This window comes from Planomicrobium soli, assembly GCF_003014655.1.
GTDB classification, from domain to species: Bacteria; Bacillota; Bacilli; order Bacillales_A; family Planococcaceae; genus Planococcus; species Planococcus soli_B.
This window is the reverse complement of record NZ_PYAT01000007.1, coordinates 70,318-89,113: the sequence shown is the minus strand read 5'-3', so window position 1 is coordinate 89,113 and position 18,796 is coordinate 70,318. Positions and strand designations below refer to the sequence as shown.

Annotated in this window: 14 protein-coding genes and 1 pseudogene; all 15 read right to left on the bottom strand. The window is 46.4% G+C overall.

All coding sequences use genetic code 11. The annotated features are described in order from the left end of the window. Positions 1-12 precede the first annotated feature (12 nt). A complete protein-coding gene (locus B0H99_RS10560; RefSeq protein WP_106533635.1) occupies positions 13-1,794 on the bottom strand; it encodes a cache domain-containing sensor histidine kinase in 1,782 nt (593 codons plus the stop codon). A gap of 511 nt (positions 1,795-2,305) precedes the next feature. Further along, positions 2,306-2,503: pseudogene (locus B0H99_RS18070) on the bottom strand (IS256 family transposase); the annotation flags it as partial. A 98-nt stretch (positions 2,504-2,601) separates the two neighbouring features. Continuing rightward, a complete protein-coding gene (locus B0H99_RS10555; RefSeq protein ID WP_106533634.1) occupies positions 2,602-3,762 on the bottom strand; it encodes a glycerate kinase in 1,161 nt (386 codons plus the stop codon). Between the two features lie 182 nt (positions 3,763-3,944). Beyond that, a complete protein-coding gene (locus B0H99_RS10550) occupies positions 3,945-4,997 on the bottom strand; it encodes a Gfo/Idh/MocA family protein (RefSeq protein WP_245894497.1) in 1,053 nt (350 codons plus the stop codon). 16 nt (positions 4,998-5,013) lie between these two features. Next, positions 5,014-5,808 (bottom strand): sugar phosphate isomerase/epimerase family protein, encoded by a 795-nt coding sequence (locus B0H99_RS10545; RefSeq protein ID WP_106533632.1) that lies wholly within the window; start codon positions 5,806-5,808, stop codon positions 5,014-5,016. 34 nt (positions 5,809-5,842) lie between these two features. Next, positions 5,843-8,554 carry an aconitate hydratase AcnA gene (gene acnA / locus B0H99_RS10540; RefSeq protein WP_245894496.1) on the bottom strand — a complete coding sequence of 904 codons (2,712 nt, stop codon included), beginning with the start codon at positions 8,552-8,554 and terminating at the stop codon, positions 5,843-5,845. A 61-nt stretch (positions 8,555-8,615) separates the two neighbouring features. Continuing rightward, on the bottom strand, positions 8,616-9,767 hold the full coding sequence (locus tag B0H99_RS10535) for a PrpF domain-containing protein (RefSeq protein WP_245894494.1): 1,152 nt from the start codon (positions 9,765-9,767) through the stop codon (positions 8,616-8,618). A 9-nt stretch (positions 9,768-9,776) separates the two neighbouring features. Further along, entirely contained in the window at positions 9,777-10,679 is a 903-nt protein-coding gene (prpB, locus tag B0H99_RS10530; RefSeq protein ID WP_106533631.1) for a methylisocitrate lyase, read from the bottom strand. Positions 10,680-10,699: 20 nt separating this feature from the next. Beyond that, positions 10,700-12,076, bottom strand: a complete 1,377-nt coding sequence (locus tag B0H99_RS10525; protein WP_106533630.1) for an SLC13 family permease — start codon at positions 12,074-12,076, stop codon at positions 10,700-10,702. Between the two features lie 23 nt (positions 12,077-12,099). Then, positions 12,100-13,605 carry a tripartite tricarboxylate transporter permease gene (locus B0H99_RS10520; protein ID WP_106533629.1) on the bottom strand — a complete coding sequence of 502 codons (1,506 nt, stop codon included), beginning with the start codon at positions 13,603-13,605 and terminating at the stop codon, positions 12,100-12,102. An 18-nt stretch (positions 13,606-13,623) separates the two neighbouring features. Then, positions 13,624-14,067 (bottom strand): tripartite tricarboxylate transporter TctB family protein, encoded by a 444-nt coding sequence (locus B0H99_RS10515; protein WP_106533628.1) that lies wholly within the window; start codon positions 14,065-14,067, stop codon positions 13,624-13,626. 81 nt (positions 14,068-14,148) lie between these two features. Further along, the gene (locus B0H99_RS10510) at positions 14,149-15,132 is read right to left on the bottom strand and encodes a tripartite tricarboxylate transporter substrate binding protein (protein WP_106533627.1); all 984 of its coding nucleotides are present in this window, start codon (positions 15,130-15,132) and stop codon (positions 14,149-14,151) included. A 123-nt stretch (positions 15,133-15,255) separates the two neighbouring features. After that, positions 15,256-15,930 carry a response regulator gene (locus B0H99_RS10505; protein WP_106533626.1) on the bottom strand — a complete coding sequence of 225 codons (675 nt, stop codon included), beginning with the start codon at positions 15,928-15,930 and terminating at the stop codon, positions 15,256-15,258. 14 nt (positions 15,931-15,944) lie between these two features. After that, positions 15,945-17,525, bottom strand: a complete 1,581-nt coding sequence (locus B0H99_RS10500; RefSeq protein ID WP_106533625.1) for a sensor histidine kinase — start codon at positions 17,523-17,525, stop codon at positions 15,945-15,947. Between the two features lie 235 nt (positions 17,526-17,760). Then, positions 17,761-18,711 (bottom strand): ribose-phosphate diphosphokinase, encoded by a 951-nt coding sequence (locus B0H99_RS10495; protein WP_106533624.1) that lies wholly within the window; start codon positions 18,709-18,711, stop codon positions 17,761-17,763. Positions 18,712-18,796 lie beyond the last annotated feature (85 nt).

Sequence of the window (18,796 nt, the reverse complement as noted above, 5' to 3'; positions counted from 1 at the left end):
ATCTGTTCCCTCCTAATTCTGAAATCCTCCTAATTCACAAGGAAGTATAACCCGCACTGTAGTTCCTTTATCCACTTCACTTTCTATTTCGATTTTGTATTCGTAACCATATGTCAACTGGATCCGCTGTGCAATATTACGAAGGCCTATCCCTCCTTCTTTCGTTTCAATCATTCGTATATCTAAATTATTTTTCACTTCGTTCAGTGTTTCTTCAGACATTCCCGCTCCATTATCTTTAACTTCTATGATCAAGTAATCTCCTTGTTTATGCGCAAACAACTGAACGACTCCTCCCCTTTTCATGTAAGCTAATCCATGAACAACAGCATTTTCCACTAAGGGCTGAATAAGAAGTTTTGGAATTAAAGCTGTTTTTACTTTATCCGTAATGTTTTTCTCAAAGATAAAACGATTCATAAAGCGATATTGCTGAATGCGCATATAATTTTGAATATGCCCATACTCTTCCTGTAAGAACACCTTTTTGTCCAAATCTTTCATACTATACTTGAATAAGTGGGATAGTGATTCAGAAATTTCAGCAACTTCTTCCACCCCTTTCACTCGGCTGATTGCCTTCATTACATTTAATGTATTGTACAAAAAATGGGGATTGATTTGGGATTGCAAAGCAGAAATTTTTGCGTTTTTTTCAGCAATACTGGATTCATACACTTCTGCAATTAACTTGTTGACACTGTCTAGCATACTATTATAAACACGAACCAATAAATCAATTTCTCTGTTACCTGTCCATTCCATCCGCTCTGCCAAATGGCCATTCTCTACTTTTTCCATCTTTTTTGTCAGAGTGACAATCGGTCTAGTAATACTAGATGAAAGCAAATAGGAAATAACTGCAATAAGAATAGTAATTGCTAGTCCGCTAAGCACAATAAATGTTAAGGTCTGATTCCGTTCAGCAGTAATGAATTCATCATCAATTAAGGTGATTATCTCCCAGGTGGTAAAGTCTGAATAACTCTGTCCATGCAGAGGTGCCGCCTTGCCCAGTAAGATTCTTTTTTCTACTTCCAATAAATCTGATTTAGCCTGCTGTTCTCCGATCAACTCATCTCGGTCATCGAAAATAACACTGCCATCTTCAGATAACACCAAGACTCGTAAATGTTCCTCCAAACCCATTACATTTTCTACTTTCAGCATTTTTTCAAATGCTTCTATATCAATATCAATTTTTAATGAACCTATCTTTCGACGTCCTGGTATTTCGTAAATATGCCGCACCAGTGAAACTACCTCTTCTGTACTGCCATTTAACAAAGATACTTCTTCAGTCGGCAGCAATAGAAACGAGCTCTTTCCTATCTCATTAAGTGATTTCATCCAGTCTTTTTCAGTTGGTTCATAACTTACTTTCATCCCTCGACTTTTATCATAATCAAAAACTGTTCCAGTATTTGTATAAATCGTTATCCTTTTTACATCTGGACTCTGGTATGTCTGATTAAAAAGGATCGGGTATATATTATTTTTTATTAAAGCATCTTCATACAAACTCTGATTTTCATATTCTGATAGAGTTTTCTGCATTACTGGATTGGAGAAGATGGCGAGGGACAACTGGTTTACATCTCTGAAGTAAAGATCAATCGTTCTGGAAAACTGTGTTGATAATACTTCGGACATAGACTCCGATTGGGTTTTCATCTTGTTTGTGTTATCGACATAAACCACTATTCCAATAACGAGAACAAAAATAAAGGAAACGCTCGCAAAAGAAAGAAACATCTTTGTTTTAATGGGTAGGGAATGAAAAAATTGCTTCATAGTATCCTCCAGTTATACTCTTAATCGTAATCTCAACCATCTAGTTTCCGATACGCTTTAATAAGATTCTTAAAATCCTTTTAAATAGATCAGAAATACAATTCCTGCTTTTTATAAGTTAGTCTGCTTTTAAATTTAAAGCTGCAATATTTGTATAATTGCTCAATTCCTCGGTTGATATTTTCTTTATGAGCATATAATTTCATAATTTTCCCGGTAAATTCTCTGTTTTATTTTTTCGGAAAGTAAACCCACTCTTTTAAAGACTGTATCTCTTCTTTAGCTTTGCGGTCGATGAAAGCGTGATGTGGCTCTCCATTTCTCCATAAACTGGGTATTTAAATAGTATAGATGAAGCGAGTCAAAAGTAATACTTAAAGTTTTGAATATTCTTTTAGATTACTGGAAACGAGAAGCGAGAACGTCAATAATTATGTGGAAATACTTGAATCTTTTTCTTATATGTACTTCGTTTAGCCTATTTGAACATTTCAGCCAGCTCTGCACGAGCTTAATCGAATCCGATATGGCAGCGGGTGGAGAAGTTCTGATTATAGATTTCAAGTCGGTAAACCTGAAAGCAGTCCAAGGAATTTTCTTTTGGGGATGGCTCCTTGTGCTTGCTGTATTTCTTCACTTTCTTATTGAATAACTCAATGAAATTGAGTGACTAGATACTTTGCTAAATAGATTTGGGAAAATCGTAGAAGTTGATACATTTTCTCCTTTAAGAAAGAACGTCCGTAAAGTGGCTAAACACCTTACGAACGTTCTTTTATTTCCACAGACCTTCCGAACACACAGCATTTATCGGTTCCCATACGCATCCGAACTTTGCATGGAAAGCTTTAACAAGCCCATGACGGCACCAGTCTTTTCTCTAATCAGCGGTTCCGCTTGCGCCATCGCTTCTTCGACGGTGCATGGACCGGAAACGATCGAAAAAGCGGCCACAAGACCGATTTCGGCCACTTGTGCGCCAGACAGATTTTGTGAGCCGGCAAGTGCAACGACTGGCACGGCCGCTTTCCCCGCAGCTTTTGTGATGCCGGTGATGAGTTTGCCGTTAAATGTCTGCACGTCGAGCCGCCCTTCCCCGGTGATGATCAAGTCCGCCCCTTTTATCTTTTCAGCAAAGCCGATTCTTTCCATGACGAGATCAATGCCTGACTGCAGCTCCGCATCCAGAAACGCAATAAGCGAAGCGCCCATGCCGCCAGCTGCGCCGCCCCCCTCGAAAGTTCTCAAGTCCACGCCTTTTTGTGCTGACACGATATCTGCAAAATGGCCGAGTGCGGCATCCAGCTCATCAACCATTTCAGGAGTTGCCCCTTTTTGCGGGCCGAAAATGGCGGAAGCGCCGCGCGGGCCGCATAACCGGTTCCGGACATCGCTTGCCACCAGAAACGTCGATTCACCGATTCGCGAATCCAGGCCGGAATCATCAAAACGGGCAAGCCGGGCAAGCGCGGCTCCGCCTTCTTCCAACTCATTGCCCGCCTCGTCAAAAAACTTCATGCCGAGCGCCCGAAGCATCCCTGCTCCGGCATCGTTTGTCGCGCTGCCGCCGATTCCGATGATGAATTTGCGATAGCCGGCATCGAGCGCCGCGCGGATCAGCTCGCCCGTCCCAAAACTTGAAGCAACCAGCGGATTGCGTTCTTTTTCCTTCAAAAGCGGCAGTCCCGATGCCTGAGCCATCTCGATGACGGCTGTCTCGCCGTCGCCAAGAATTCCATATGCCGACTCGATTTTTCGGAGCAGCGGATCGAACGCTCGGGTATTGACGGTTTTTCCGCCGGTAGCGTACACCATGTTTTCCATGATTCCCTCACCGCCGTCTGCCAAGGGAAGTTCAATCACTTCAGCATCCGGAAACACAGCCTTAATTCCCTCTTTCACTGCTTTGCAGACGCCTTGCGCCGACAACGAACCTTTGAATGAATCCGGCGCCACAACAATTTTCATCCCTTTCCCTCCCTTGGTTTGTTCAGTCCCTGGTTCCACTATACCCATTGCTCACGCCCTAAAAAAGGAAAAGACAACTCCCGCAGTTGGCTTTTCCTTTTTGTAAAATGGGTTATAGATTGGCAGGCTGGTTTCTATTCGCTCTTTCGCTCCAGGTCCTGCTCCCGGATATTTGCCCGCCGTCAGTGTCGGTTATCCGGCCATAAAGATACGCTTTCGCCTTTTTCAGCTGATTCGTACAGCGCTTCGACAATCCGCTGGATAATGTAGCCTTGTTCGCTGTCCGCAATCATAACTTCTTTGCCTAGGCACCTGTCGATAAACGCTTCCATGCTTTTGCGCTGGCGGTCTGGATCTGCTTGTTTTTTCTGGTACAGGGTGACCAGCTCCCCGTGCTTGTCTGTATGGATATGCGCCGGGAACAATGTAGCGCCTGCCTTGTCCGCCATAAACGTGACGTCCATGACCGACTCTTCTATTATGTGGAGTGCGAATGAGGTTTCAATTTGAAGCAAGTTGCCTCCTTCCAGTTCGATAAAACCGAAAAGCGAATCCTCCACTTCGTATTTCTTTGGATCCCATTCACCGAATGAACCATGGGATTTTTTCTTGCCGATCTTTTGAAATTGCTTGGCCGTCACTCTTTTAACAGCCGGGAAGCCGAGCACGTACATGGCTGCATCGAGCATATGAACGCCGATATCGATCAGCGGCCCGCCGCCCTGCAATTCCTTGTTGGTGAAATACCCCCATGCCGGAACACCGCTTCGGCGCAGTGCCTGGACTTTCGTGACGTAGATGTCGCCAAGAAGCCCGGCGGCCGCTTTTTCCCGGACGATTTTCACGTCTTCAGCGAACCGGTTATGAAAATTATAGGCGAGCACCAGATTGCGGGCTTTCGCCGCTTGATGCATGTCCCACGCTTCATCCGCAGAGATGGCCGGCGGCTTTTCGCATAAGACATGACAACCATTTTCCAATGCTTTCATGACAGCCGGATAGTGGAAACTGTTCGGCGTGCAGACGCTGACTATATCGGGCTTTTCCGCCGCGTACATTTCATCCCCATCGGTATAAAAACGCGGAATGGCGTGCCTTTTTGCAAAAGCTTCTGCGCGCTCCGCATTCCGCCCCAAAACAGCCACCACTTCGAGCTCTTTCCGGTTCTGATAATGCGGAACATGAACCGTTCCCGCAATGTTTCCTCCGCCGATGATTACTACTTTCTTCTTCAAGGGCATTCTCCTTTACTTACGTTAGCGCTTTTTTCAAAAAAACGACTGAATCACGGTATTGCTGTTCCGGGTTTTCGCCTTTGACTCCGCATTCGAATGTTAAATAATTCCGGTAACCGTCGTTTCGTAAGCCTTCGAACAACCCTTTGAAATCGAGCGAGCCGCTGCCCGGCTGCAGCCGGTGGTTATCGGCCAAGTGGATATGCCCGATCACATCCCGGTGATCGTGAAGCGTTTTTGCGAGATCCCCTTCTTCGATGTTCATATGGTAAAAATCAGCGATGACCTGGACATGCTGGAATCCATTGTCTTCGATATAGCGCCTTGCCTCTGCAACTGTATTGATCATATGGTCTTCGTAGCGGTTCAGCGGCTCCAAGTAAACGACCGTTCCTGTTTCTTTCGCTGCGGCATCCAAATGGGCCAGCGAGTCGGTGACCGTTTCGCGGTCCCCTTCCTCGCTTCTTGGAGATGCTGCCGGCGGCAGATGGCGCGAGAATATGCCCCATGCAGCAGGAACGACAATCCCTGTTCCGCCCACTTGCTGCAAGGCTTCCAATATGGCTTTGATTTCCTTTAAGCCTTTTTGCCGTTTTTCCTCATCGAAATCACCGATCCAGCCTTCATAGCCACCGCACGCAGTGGCTACCGGAAGGCCTGTTTCCGCGATGGCTCTTTTCACCTCTTCGATATTGTCGACCAATAGCTTGCCATCGATCTCGAATCCGTCAAACCCCATTTCTTTGATAAAGCGGAATTTCTCTTGAATTGCATCCGGAAAGAACGTCTGGTTTTGAGTGCCAAGTTTCATCCTTGCTTCCTCCTGTCGTCTACTTTTTCGCCTTCTATTCTACGGCCATTTCACTCAGCATGTTATCAAGCACCGTATGGAGAATGCCGCCATTCCAGTAGTATTCCACTTCGACCAGACTGTCTAAACGGGTAATTGCGCTGAATCGGGTTTTTCGCCCTTCTTTTTCGACTAAAATCCCGACCTGCTGTTTCGGTGAAATTCCTGCATCCAGACCGGTGACCGTGAAAGTTTCCGTACCATCAAGATTCCATGTTTCCGCATTTTCCCCTGGCAGAAATTGCAGCGGAAGCACGCCCATCCCCACTAGATTGCTGCGGTGGATGCGCTCAAAGCTTTCAGCCAAAACTGCTTTTACGCCTAGAAGCAGCGTGCCTTTTGCAGCCCAATCCCTGGAACTTCCCGTTCCGTATTCCTTGCCGGCGATGATCAGCAAACTTTGTTTTGACCGTTTATATTTTTCTGCTGCGTCGAAAATGTTCATTATTTCCCCTGACGGCAAATGTTTCGTAAAGCCGCCTTCCATTCCTTCCGCAAGCTTGTTTCGGATTCGGATATTTCCAAAGGTTCCTCGTATCATCACATGGTGATTCCCTCTTCTGGCACCGTAATTATTGAAGTCCCTTACTGCCACCCCTTGTCCCGCGAGATACGTGCCAGCCGGGCTTTTCAGCGGAATATGCCCTGCCGGGGAGATGTGGTCGGTGGTGATGGAATCTTTCAATAAAAGCAATGTTTTCATGCTCTTCAAACCTTCTGCATTATGGCCGTTTGGTTTTGTTTCTTGAAAGTAAGGAGCTTCTTTTATATAGGTGGATCGGTCATCCCACTGGTACAGCAGCCCTTCGGAAACCGGAATCGAAGACCACGTGTCGTTATGGAAAATATTTTTGTATTCTTCGTCGTACAGTTCTTTTTTGATATGAGCAGAAATAAGGGCGTCAATCTCACTCGACGATGGCCAGATGTCTTTCAGATAGACGGCTTCGTCGTCCCGTGAAAAACCGAGCGGCTCGTTTACCAGGTCCTTTCTCACCGTCCCGGCCAATGCGTAAGCAACCACTAGCGGAGGAGAACCCAAATAGTTGGCCTTTATGAGCGGATGGATGCGCCCTTCAAAATTGCGGTTGCCACTCAAAACAGAGGAAACGATCAAATCCTCTTCTTTTATAGCTTGTTCCACTAAGGGATCCAGTGAACCGCTGTTGCCGCAGCAAGTCGCGCAGCCGTATCCATCGACAAAAAAGCCCAGTTCTTCAAGGCTTTCCAACAAACCCGCCGCCTCCAGGTATTTCGTAACGACACGAGAGCCAGGGGTCAAACTGGCTTTCACGAATGACGGCTTTTTCAACCCTTTTTCCACCGCTTTTTTCGCAAGAAGGCCAGCGGCGATCATAACGCCGGGATTCGAGGTGTTGGTGCAGCTGGTAATGGAAGCTAGCACCACTGATCCCACCTGAAGTTGTTCCATGTTGTCAAAAGGAACCCTCTGGTCCAGCTTCTGCTTTTCAAGTCCGTAACCGCGTTCGGCAACTGGCGCAGTAAAGGCTTTTTCAAACTCGGACTTCATTTCTGGCAGCAGGATGCTGTCCTGAGGCCGTTTAGGTCCTGCTAACAGCGGCGACACGGCAGCCAAATCCACTTCTATCACTTCCGTGAAGCCAGGGACTGGTGTACTGTCCGAACGATAGAGGCCTTGTGCCTGGTAGTAAGCTTTTGCTAAAGGAATCCCGTCGCCTCGTCCTGTTTCTTCGAAATAATCCAGCGCGATGCGGTCTATCGGAAAGTAGCTCATCGTGGCTCCGTATTCAGGAGCCATATTGGCAATGGTCGCCCGATCGGTTAGCGAAACGCCATCAAGGCCTTCTCCAAAGAATTCGATAAATTTTCCGACAACCCCTTTCGTTCTTAGGATATTGGTGATCGTCAAAGCCAAATCCGTAGCGCTGACGCCTTCCCGCAATGCGCCTTTCAGGTTCACACCAATAACTTCCGGCATAACGAAATACAGCGGTTGTCCGAGCATAACCGCTTCCGCTTCAATGCCGCCGACACCCCAGCCGATTATTCCCAGGCCATTTATCATCGGTGTATGCGAATCAGTCCCGACCAACGAATCCGGATAAACCAAAAAACGATTTTCCGATTCTTCGATTCTTACAGGACTCGCCAAATATTCCAGATTGACTTGGTGAACGATTCCGTTCGAAGGAGGAACCACTCTGAAATTCTCGAAACTGTTCTGCGCCCAACGGACAAACCGGTACCGTTCATCGTTCTGTTCATATTCCCTGCTAAGGTTGGCTTCAAAAGCCAGTTTGTCCCCTGAATGGTTGATGATCACTGAATGGTCAATAACAAGGTCGACAGGAATCTGCGGGTTGACCTCGGCCGCGTTGCCGCCTCTGCGGTCGACCGCTTCGCGCATAGCGGCCAAATCCACCAGTGCAGGAATTCCGGTAAAATCCTGGAAGATGATTCTGGCGGGCTTGAACGGCACTTCTTTTTCCTGCCATTGCCCTTGCTTCCAATTCGCTAACTGGCCGATGTGCTCATCGGTTATATAAGTTCCGTCGTACTGGCGGAGTGCCGATTCCAACAAAATCTTGATGCAAAATGGCAAAGAGGCGATAGTTCCATGGAACGACTGATTAGCCAATTCCAAGCTGACATAGGCATATTCTTTTCCGTCCAACGAGATCGAATCCAGCCATTTTTCTTCTATCCGTTCTTCTTTATCTCCCAAGTGGATTCCTCCTTCGCTCCATAGTAAAAGCCGGGATGATTTGCCATCCCGACTATTTTCCCTAGTATCCTTCCGGAACGTAAAGCAAACCCTTCATGATCAGACGCGCTGTCCGCTCAAGGCCTACCGACTCTACATCCCTTCCGTCTTCTGTTAATGCTGCCCTTACTAAAGCCACACCTTCCGGGTGTCCGATCCTGAACGTGCCGCTTTTTCCTTCAAAACTTTTCGAAGCCTGTTGGTGGGCGACCGTTCCGGGCAATAAAGCCGAAGCCGCCAGATTATATAAGCCGCTTCCGGCAAACGTTCGGTGAAACTTGCCCATCGAAACCATTTTTGCTACGATATCCACTTCTTCCGCACTGATCATACGGCCATCGGAAGTAAAATAATCGTGTGGCTGCAGAACAATCGCCACTTTCGGAATCGACGGGATTCTTTTAGCTTCTTGTTCGGTTCCAACCATTCCAGACCTAATTGAAGCTTGGATACGGATGGCTTCCAACTTATCCATCAACGGGCGATTTTCCGAAAGTTCTTTTGTAGTTTCGGGGCCACTCACCCCGACAGACCGGGCTTCTGCAAAGACAAATGGATTGACAATATCAGCAAATGACGTTTGGATCACGCTTCCAGCCGCGTCCATTTCCGTTACAGCACCTAACGGGAGGGTTTCCTCCGTCACCCCGCCACCAGGTGATAAAATATCCACCGTGAATTTAGCGCCCGGCTGGACTAACCCCGGCATTTGATAGTCTCCGGATACACGCGCTTTTCCACCGACCAGCGGCACAGTCAATTTGATCATCTTTCCGATATTCCGGTTGAACGCCAACACCACCGCATGTTCCTCAGTTGCCGCAGGCTTAATGAGGCCTTCATCAATCGCGTACGCTCCGACGGCTGCCATCAAGTTGCCGCAAGTGCCTTCGGCATCGACTACCGCTTCCCCTATGCCGATTTGATAAAACGTATAGTCCAGGTCCGCGCCTTCTACGGTCGGCTCCGAAATGACAATCACTTTGCTGGTGTGTGAAGTGCCGCTCCCCAGCCCGTTGACCTGGGAAGGGTTATAGGCATCGATTCCCGAAAGAAAGATTTGCTCACGCTGTTTTTCATCTGAAGGCAAGTTACTGTCATGGAAAAAAAGCCCGCGGCTCGTTCCGCCGCGATACACTGAACACGGAATCGCTGTTTGAGAAATGGGAAACACCTCCTGCTTTTATTCCGGTATGACCGTTTTAGCGATTTGCTTATCTAAATCCTCATACTCATGAAGCTTTATCGTTCCATAAAGCTCTTTTCTCGTTTGCATCTGATCAAGCACTTCTTTTTGTGTTCCTTTGTCGGCAATTTCCTTGAAGACCTTTTCGTACGCTTTGGCAGCGGCCCGCAGTGAAGTGACCGGGTAAATCACCATGGAATACCCGAACTCCCCGAATTGCTCAGCCGTATAATAATCGGTTCTTCCGAATTCCGTCATGTTCGCCAAAAGCGGCACATCGAATTCTTTGCTCACTCTCCTGAACTCTTCTTCGGTTGTGAGAGCTTCCGGGAAAATCGCGTCCGCTCCGGCTTCAACATATTGATGCAGCCGTTCGATCGCACTTTCCAATCCTTCTACCGACAAGGCGTCTGTCCGGGCAACAATCACCAAAGATGGCGCCACTTCTTTGATGGTCTTTATCTTCTGGACCATTTCCTCGGCCGAAACCAGTTTCTTGCCATTCAAATGCCCGCATTTCTTGGGCAGGTCCTGATCTTCGATCTGAATCGCCGCCACATTCGCCTCCACCATTTCCTTAGCGGTCCGCGCGACATTCAAGATTCCGCCGAATCCTGTATCAATATCCGCGAGCAGCGGCAGATTGGTTGCCCGGATAATATCACGCGCCCGTTCCGCCACTTCCTGTGAATGGAGAATTCCAAGATCCGGAAGCCCTCTGCTTGCCGTAAAAGCCGCCCCCGACAAATATAAAGCCTGAAAGCCCGTCTGCTTCGCGATCAAACCAGCCATTCCGTCGTGTGCGCCGATAATTTTCAGGACCGGCTTTTCGCTGATCCGCCGTATAAATTCTTCTGACAGTTCACTTTGCGTTTTTTGCTTTTCAATCAACCAAGTCATTGCATCCTTCTCCTTTTAAGTCAGATGATCATAATATTCCAGTAGTACAAGCCAGAGCCGAAAACAATGAGCAGATAGATGATCATAGCAAGACTGCCGATACGGAAGAGTTCCTTCTCGTTAAAGTATCCGTACCCATAGCTGATCAGATGAACCGGTGATTGCGTAATCAGCAGGAATCCAGGTATGCCGGTCAAAAACACAGCCATTGCTACCTCCAGAGAAGACAAGCCCTCGACCGTTTCACCAATTTTAATAGCGACTGGAATCATGATGGTCAAAAATCCAAGAACATTGACAAAGACGATCCGGATCAAGGCTGTTGCAATAATGATGAAGACCAATAACACCATCGGCGAATAGGCGGCAAACTGCTGCACTATCGTATTAGCGAACCAATCCACAGCACCGGTCTCTATCAGCATTTTTGCCACCATTAATGTTCCGGCAAAAAACAAGATCATGTCCCAGTCCACTTTCTTGCGTGCCGTTTCCCAATTCCAGACACCGATGGCCGGCAGAACTGTCAAGCTTGCCCCCATTAACGCGATCAAAGGCACGGAAAAGTGATGGATCCCTTCTGTCATCCATAAGAGCACCGTCACTCCGATGATGCTGATCACCTTGATTTCATTTACCGAAATCTTCCCGAGCTCTTCTACTTTCTCATCTATCAAACTTAAAACGACGGTTCTCTCAACGGCTTCCGGAGGATATATCCATAAAAACAACAGCCATAACAAAAAGATAAAAACGAAAATAGGCGGCCCGAAAAACAGCATCCAATTCAGGTAAGTCATTTGATCGGTTATTTCCGACAGCAGCCCGAATGCGTAAATCGTTGAACTGGCGCCCGTCGCTACGAAAGCGCCCGAAAGCGCGACAATATACGTCAGCCCAATAAACAGGGATTTTGATAAGTTGGGCACGGGGCTGATTTTGTTGAGATTTCTCACGATGCTGTCCAGCACTGAAGCGATCAAACTGCCCTTGCCGACATTCGATGGGATCAATACCGATAGCACAAACATAAGCAGAAACGAAATGAAAATCATTTTCCTTCCCGAGCCACTTGATAGCCTCAGCATTTTCAAGGAAATCCGGCTCGCCAAGCCTGTTTCAATAAAAGCGTGTGAAATGATGAACGTTGAAAAAAGCAGCCAAATGATGCCGGATCCAAAGTAGCTCATCGTCTCTTCAAAGGTGAAAAAATGAAAAGAGAGCATAACCATTAGCAAAATCGAGCTAAAAGCTAAGGGAAATACTCTGCCAATCCAAAGAATTTGTATAATGACCAACAGCACAATGGCCTGCACTTTCACATCCCAAGTAAAAACCGGTAATAAAAACCCTCCATAAAGGAGGGCGGAAAGGGACAGAAGAACCTTTTTCTTCATCAATGCTCACCCGCTCAGCTTTATTACTTAGGAAGATTATTTAGTTTTCTCTTTTTGAACCATCCCAAAATCATCGGATAGAAAAGAGATAACAAAGTCAGCAAAGTAAGGACGATTGTGATTGGCGACATCGTAATGATGCTCAAAGCACTGTCTGCTCCAACGATACTTTTACGGAAATTCTGCTCCATATCCGACCCGACAATAACCGCTAAGATCAACGGAGCAATCGGGAATGACAATAATTTCATCGCCAGACCAAGCAAACCGAAAATCAGCAAGAACGTAAAGTCGATCGGGCTGTAGCTCAATGTGTACGTTCCGATAAAGGCCAATACGAGTATCAGCGGATAAAGAATTTTCGCAGGCGTATCCAGGATTTTAACAAGCAAGCCAACCAAAAGGATATTCAAAATCACAAGAAAAATATTTCCGATAAACATACTGTTGATGAACGTCCAAACCAGTTCCGGATCATTTTCGAACAACAATGGACCCGGTTTGATCCCCAGCATGACTACCGCACCTAAAATAACTGCCGTAGTTCCTGACCCTGGAATACCCATGGTAAGCAGGGGAATAAAAGCACCTACCGACGCTGCGTTGTTCGAAGACTCAGGAGCAGCAAGCCCCTCGATGGCGCCTTTTCCAAACTCTTCAGGTTTCTTGGAAATTTGGCGTTCTGTCGTGTAACTGATCATGGAAGCGATGGCGCCGCCTGCTCCAGGCAAAACACCGATAAGAAAGCCTAAAGGCGCGCTTCTGATGATTGGCCATTTCGACCTTTTCCATTGATCTTTCGTGATCCAGATTTTCCCTACTTCTTTTTTCTTGCCCCGAGGCTTATCAATTCCGATGTAATTGAACATCACTTCCCCAACCGCGTAAATACCGATAATAACGATCAGGAAATCGATTCCTTCGCTCAGTTCAGGAAGATGGAACGTGAAGCGGTGGACGCCGGATTGCAAATCGATGCCCATCGTGCTGATCAATAGACCGATCGTCATCGAGATGAACCCTTTGACCATCGCCCCTTTAGACAAGGCGACAATCGCCGATAAGGTGAAAATCATAAGAAGAAAATATTCAGCTGGCCCGAAACGCAAAGCAAAACTTGCGAGCGGTTTCGCCAACATGATAAAACCGACAACGGCGATAAGCCCGCCGATCAACGAAGCGATTGCCGATATGGCAAGAGCCTGTCCAGCCTGCCCTTTTTGGGCCATCGGATAACCGTCAAAAGTTGCCGCGATTGCTGAGCCATCGCCCGGCGTATTCAACAAGATCGAACTTCTTGAACCGCCGTACATCGCACCATAATAGATGGCCGCCATCAGTACCAGGGCGCTGACCGGGTCCATCCCGAAAGTGATCGGTATCAACAATGCGATTGCGGTTGCCGGCCCAAGGCCCGGAAGCATGCCCACAACTGTTCCTAAAAATCCGCCAAGTGCGATCCAGAAAAGGTTCATGGGCTCTAATGCGGTCATTAAACCTTCTAGTATTACATCAAAATCTACTCCCATTGTTTCCTAACCTCCAATTTATGGCAGACTTACTTTCAATAGAACTGCAAAGGAATACCATGTGATGACTGAAAAACTTACGGCAACAATAATGTTTGTCATCCACTTTTTTCTGCCGTTTATGAGGAACAGCAATCCTCCGAGAAAGAAGATGGTTGAAATCAAGAACCCTACTCTTTCAAACAGGAACGCATAGATCAAACTGATGACGAGTGTAGAAATCAGCAGGAACGGGGTTCTTCCTTTCAGCAGAAGTTCCAATTCCGGAAATTTATCTCCTCGCTGTTTCCACTCTTCGATAAAATAAATGATGCTCAGCACAACAAGCAGCACGCCCAAAATAGCCGGGAAATAGATGGGACCGTAAGGATCTCCTAATCTGGCTTTAGGCAGATTGAATGTACTGATTAGAAAACCTGCGCCAAGCAGAAAAAATATTAACGGCAAAATTAATCGGTACATGTTCTCTCTCCATTCCTTTTATGTATTTTTTAAAAGAGCGAATGGACCTTATAAAAGGTCCATTCCTATTTTGCATTCATTTTAGTCGGTCAAGCCCGACTCGCTTAACAACGTGTCGTACATTTGTGTTTGCTCTTTCAAAAACTCGGCAGATTCCGCACTGTTTTTGTAGAAAAGCTCCCACTCGTTGTTCTTCATCAATTCTGTCCATGCTTCTGTTTCAACCATATCGCCAATCGCTTTGTCATAGTAAGCAATTTCTTCTTCTGTCATATCCGGCGGTCCAAGAATTCCTCTCCAGTGAGGGAAAACCATATCAACACCCTGCTCCTGCCAAGTCGGAACTTCTTCCAACCCTTCAAGACGCTCTGCGGAAGAAACAGAGATGACTTTGAACTTGCCAGCCAAATGCTGTTCTTTTGATTCTGAAATTGACATAGTCGCTACGTCAACGTGCCCGCCAAGAAGTGCTGTAACAACATCTCCGCCACTTTCGTAGATCAGGATGTTCAATTTTGATACATCAACGCCGTATTCTTTAGCAGCTTGAACAAATGACAAATGGTCGTTGTTGCCAAGGCCTGGAGCCAAAGCGATCTTAATGGAAGAAGGATCTTCCTTCAATTGCTCCATCAATTGTTTCGCATCTGCAAATGGAGAATCGTTCGCCACAGCAATGGAAATCCATTCTGTAGTCAGGACTGCCAAAGGCGTGAAATCTTCATAGCTTAATTCGCTTTGCCCCAATAAGTTATTGGTGATAAGCAAGCTCGAGTTGATTGCCAGCGAATGGGCATCTTTCCCTTTCAGGTATTGCCAGCCGACTTCCCCGCTTCCGCCCGGCTTATTGACAACATTGATGTTGCCTTCCACCAGTTCTTCATCCTTCAAGATTTTCTGGATGGCTCTTGCAGTAGCGTCCCAGCCGCCGCCAGGTGTTGCAGGTGCAACCAATTCGATCGGCTTTGTTGGAAACTGTTCTGCTTCAGCTCCCGATCCGCCTGAAGAACAACCGCCCAAAATCAACAAGGAACTCAATCCGATATACGTCAGTAATTTTTTCAACCATCCCACTCCCCTTAAAATTTTCTTAAAATTTACAATACATTACGTTTTCTATCTTGTAACCGTTTACAATTTTAAAAAATTTAAAAAATTTAAGGCCTTTTTGTTCATTAAAATTATTTTTTAGATCAAGTAGTATTTTCTTTCAGGCCTGCCCACAATGCCGTATTCCAGTTCAGCCCTTGCCTTGCCGGTTGAGACGAAGTATTCCAGGTATCTTCTAGCTGTCGTCCTTGAAGCTTTCATTTCGACTCCAACCTCTTCAGCAGTTACTCCGTTGCCCAGCGACTCCATGATTTCGCTTACTTTTTTCAACGTCAACGAGTTGATGCCTTTTGGCAAGTTGCTGTCTTCGGACAATTCCACTGGGGTGCTTTTCAAAAGCTGATCCACAAACTCCTGCGTTACAATTTCCTTGGAATTCAGCTTCTTCTCCTGATTTATGAAATTCGTGATCACTTCTGTAAACTTTTCCATCGTTACCGGCTTGATCAAGTAATAGAATATCCCGAGCCTCAGGTTCTCCTGCAGGAGCTCGATATTGTTGGCCGCGGTAATGACAATAAAGTTCAAGTTTGCGTATTTCGTTTTCAGTTCCCGTATCAGCTCAGTTCCCAGCTTATCCGGGAGGTAGATATCGACCAAAACCAAGTCCACACGAGTCTCTTCTATCATTTTTACAGCGTCTGCAGCATTGAAAGCTTTCCCCACTACAGTGACGCCTGGAATTTCATTTAAAAAATTTTCATGGATACTCGCGATCCGGAAATCGTCCTCAACAATTGCGATATTTAACATGCCTTCATCTCCTTTTAGCTATTCTTTGGAATAAATACGGTAAAAGTAGTCCCTGAACCGGTGCTGCTGACTTCAATTGAACCGTTCAGTTCCTCAATCGCATTTCGAACATTCGATAGGCCAAAGCCGCGACCTTTAGCGCTCTTAGTCGAAAAGCCTTTTCCGAATATCAGATTGATGGTTTCTTCCGGAATCCCGGCACCTGAATCGACAATCTCCATAACGATTTCCTCGCCATAATCGACCGCAAAAAAGACGACTTTTCTTTCGTCTCTGCCAACCACCGCTTCAAATGCGTTATCCAGCAGATTTCCGATGATGACGATGATTTTCGCCGGATTGATATGGGCTGGCAAGGCTTCCAAAGTGCTGCTTTCCTCAATTTCAAAATCGATCTTCTTCTCCGAGGCTTTGCCGATTTTCCCGAAAAGAAGCGCCTGGATTTTTACGTCCTTGATCTGATCAAAGATCAGTTTGTTGTTCTGCTCTACCGCCGACACTTCACTGCGGATCATGTTCAGCACTTCCTGGTAGTGCCCCAGCTGAAGCAACCCGGAAATAACGTAGAGCTTGTTTTGGAACTCGTGTGTCTGCGCCCGGAGGTCATCGGAAAACTTCTGCACTTCGGACAAGGTGTTGATCAGTTCCAGCATTTCCGTTTTGTCCCGGAAGGAGATGACCGTCCCGACTTTCTTTTCATCCTTCAGTATGGGAAGAATATTCAGTATCACCACATAGCCATTGATTTCGGTTTCAATGGAAGAACGCGGTTCGTCTTCAATGATTTTTAACAGCTCCGGTGTATGAAGGACTTCATAAATCAGTTTGTTTTCATATGCATTAGGCAAACCTAGTATGTTTTGCGCCGTCTCATTCATCAGCGTGATCCGTTTCGTGTTATCCATGGCAATGATCCCTTCATTGACCGACGACAGGATGGCGTTGCGGTCACGGTAAAGGGTGGCGATTTCCCTCGGTTCCAAATCCATGGTGTCTTTTCGGATGTTGCGGGCCAATAGTATACTCAAAACTACTCCCAAAAAGACGACAAAAACGGCAAAAACAACAATTCCCTTTAACCGGTTAAAAGTTGAATTATAGATCTCGTCTTCCAGATAGCCGACAGTCACCACTCCGACTATTTGTTTTTTTGCATTGAATATCGGGGATTTGCCGACAATCGAAGGGCCGACGTTCTGATCTGAGAGCAGCGAATAATAGCCGCCGAACACAATGGCTTTGTAATTTTCTTCAATATCATTATAGGTGTCTATTTTCTCCTCTGAAGGGTGGGCTAAAATCCGCCCTTCCCTGTCTTCAATGACGATGAAATTGGCATCGACCTGGCTGCTGATCCGAAGGGCCAAGGCCTTCAGTTCAGCATTGGAATCAGCTTCAGTTAACGCCTCTTCTACGGTATTCATATTGGCGATTGTCTTGGATGTCTGAAGGCCGATCCTGGTGGCGTTTTCTACCCCTTGTTCAATCTCGTAATAAATGAAAAAAGCCAATAGCGCAATGATTATTCCAAGCACCAGCGAAACGACAAGTCCCATGATTTTTGTTTGGAGCGATACGTTCAATAAACTTTTCATTTTTCACCTCTTCTATGTCCGCGGGAACCCAAAAAGGGCTCATTCCTCGTCGGCAATCGGGATCGAGCCCGCTGAAAGCCTGTTTTTCCATCAGTTGAAGTAAATTTTAGCACCCTTCCAGTTAAAAGAACATCGCCTCTTTGGATGCAAGCGGGCTTTAAGAAACCAAAAAAAGACGGCGCCTCAGCAAACCCGTTGCTAAAACACCGTCTTTCATGTTATTTATCTATGGACTTTACTCGAATAACGGACTTACTGATACATCGTTATAAACGCGCTCAATCGCATCAGCCAAAAGCGGCGCAATGGATAAAGTCGTGATTTTGGAAATGCGTTTTTCTTCCGGAAGTGCGATCGTGTTGGTGATGACCAATTCCTCAATCGCCGAGTCTTCGATACGGCTGATAGCAGGACCAGACAAGACTGGATGCGTGCAGCAAGCGAATACCGCTTTCGCGCCTTTTTCCTTCAGGGCATTGGCAGCGAGTGTAATCGTGCCGGCCGTATCGATCAAGTCGTCGATGATGATCGCGTTCTTGCCTTGGATGTCTCCGACGATGTTCATGATCTCCGCAACGTTCGGCTTTGGACGGCGCTTATCGATAAACGCAAGCGGCACATTCAAGCGGCCAGCCATTTTACGGGCTCTCACCAATCCGCCGTTGTCCGGTGCTACGATAACCAAGTCTTCCAGGTTTTTCGCCTCGAAATAATCGGACAAGATCGGAACGCCAAGCAGCTGATCTACCGGCATGTCAAAGAATCCTTGGATTTGCGGTGCGTGAAGGTCCATCGTGATGATGCGGTCAGCACCCGCTGTTTCCAGCAAGTTCGCAACCAGTTTCGCTGTGATCGGTTCACGTGAACGCGCTTTTCTGTCCTGGCGCGCATAGCCGTAATACGGAATGACGATGTTGATTGTTTTTGCAGACGCCCGTCTAAGCGCGTCGATCATGATCAGAAGTTCCATAATATGTTCATTTCCCGATTGGGAAGTTGATTGGATCAGGTATACTTCACTGCCTCGTACGCTTTCTTCAATGTTGATCTGGATTTCTCCATCACTGAATCGTGTAACAGAACTTTTGCCGATTTCGCAGCCTAAAATTTCAGCGACTTCTTTTGCTAATTCCGGGTTCGAATTCAATGTGAATAGTTTAAAATCTCCGTCTAATTGATAAGACAATGTGCTGGCCCCCAAGTTAAATCGTATTTATCGTAAACTGTTAAAAAAGTATCCTTATTGATAGTAAACCAAGTTCCTGTGGGGT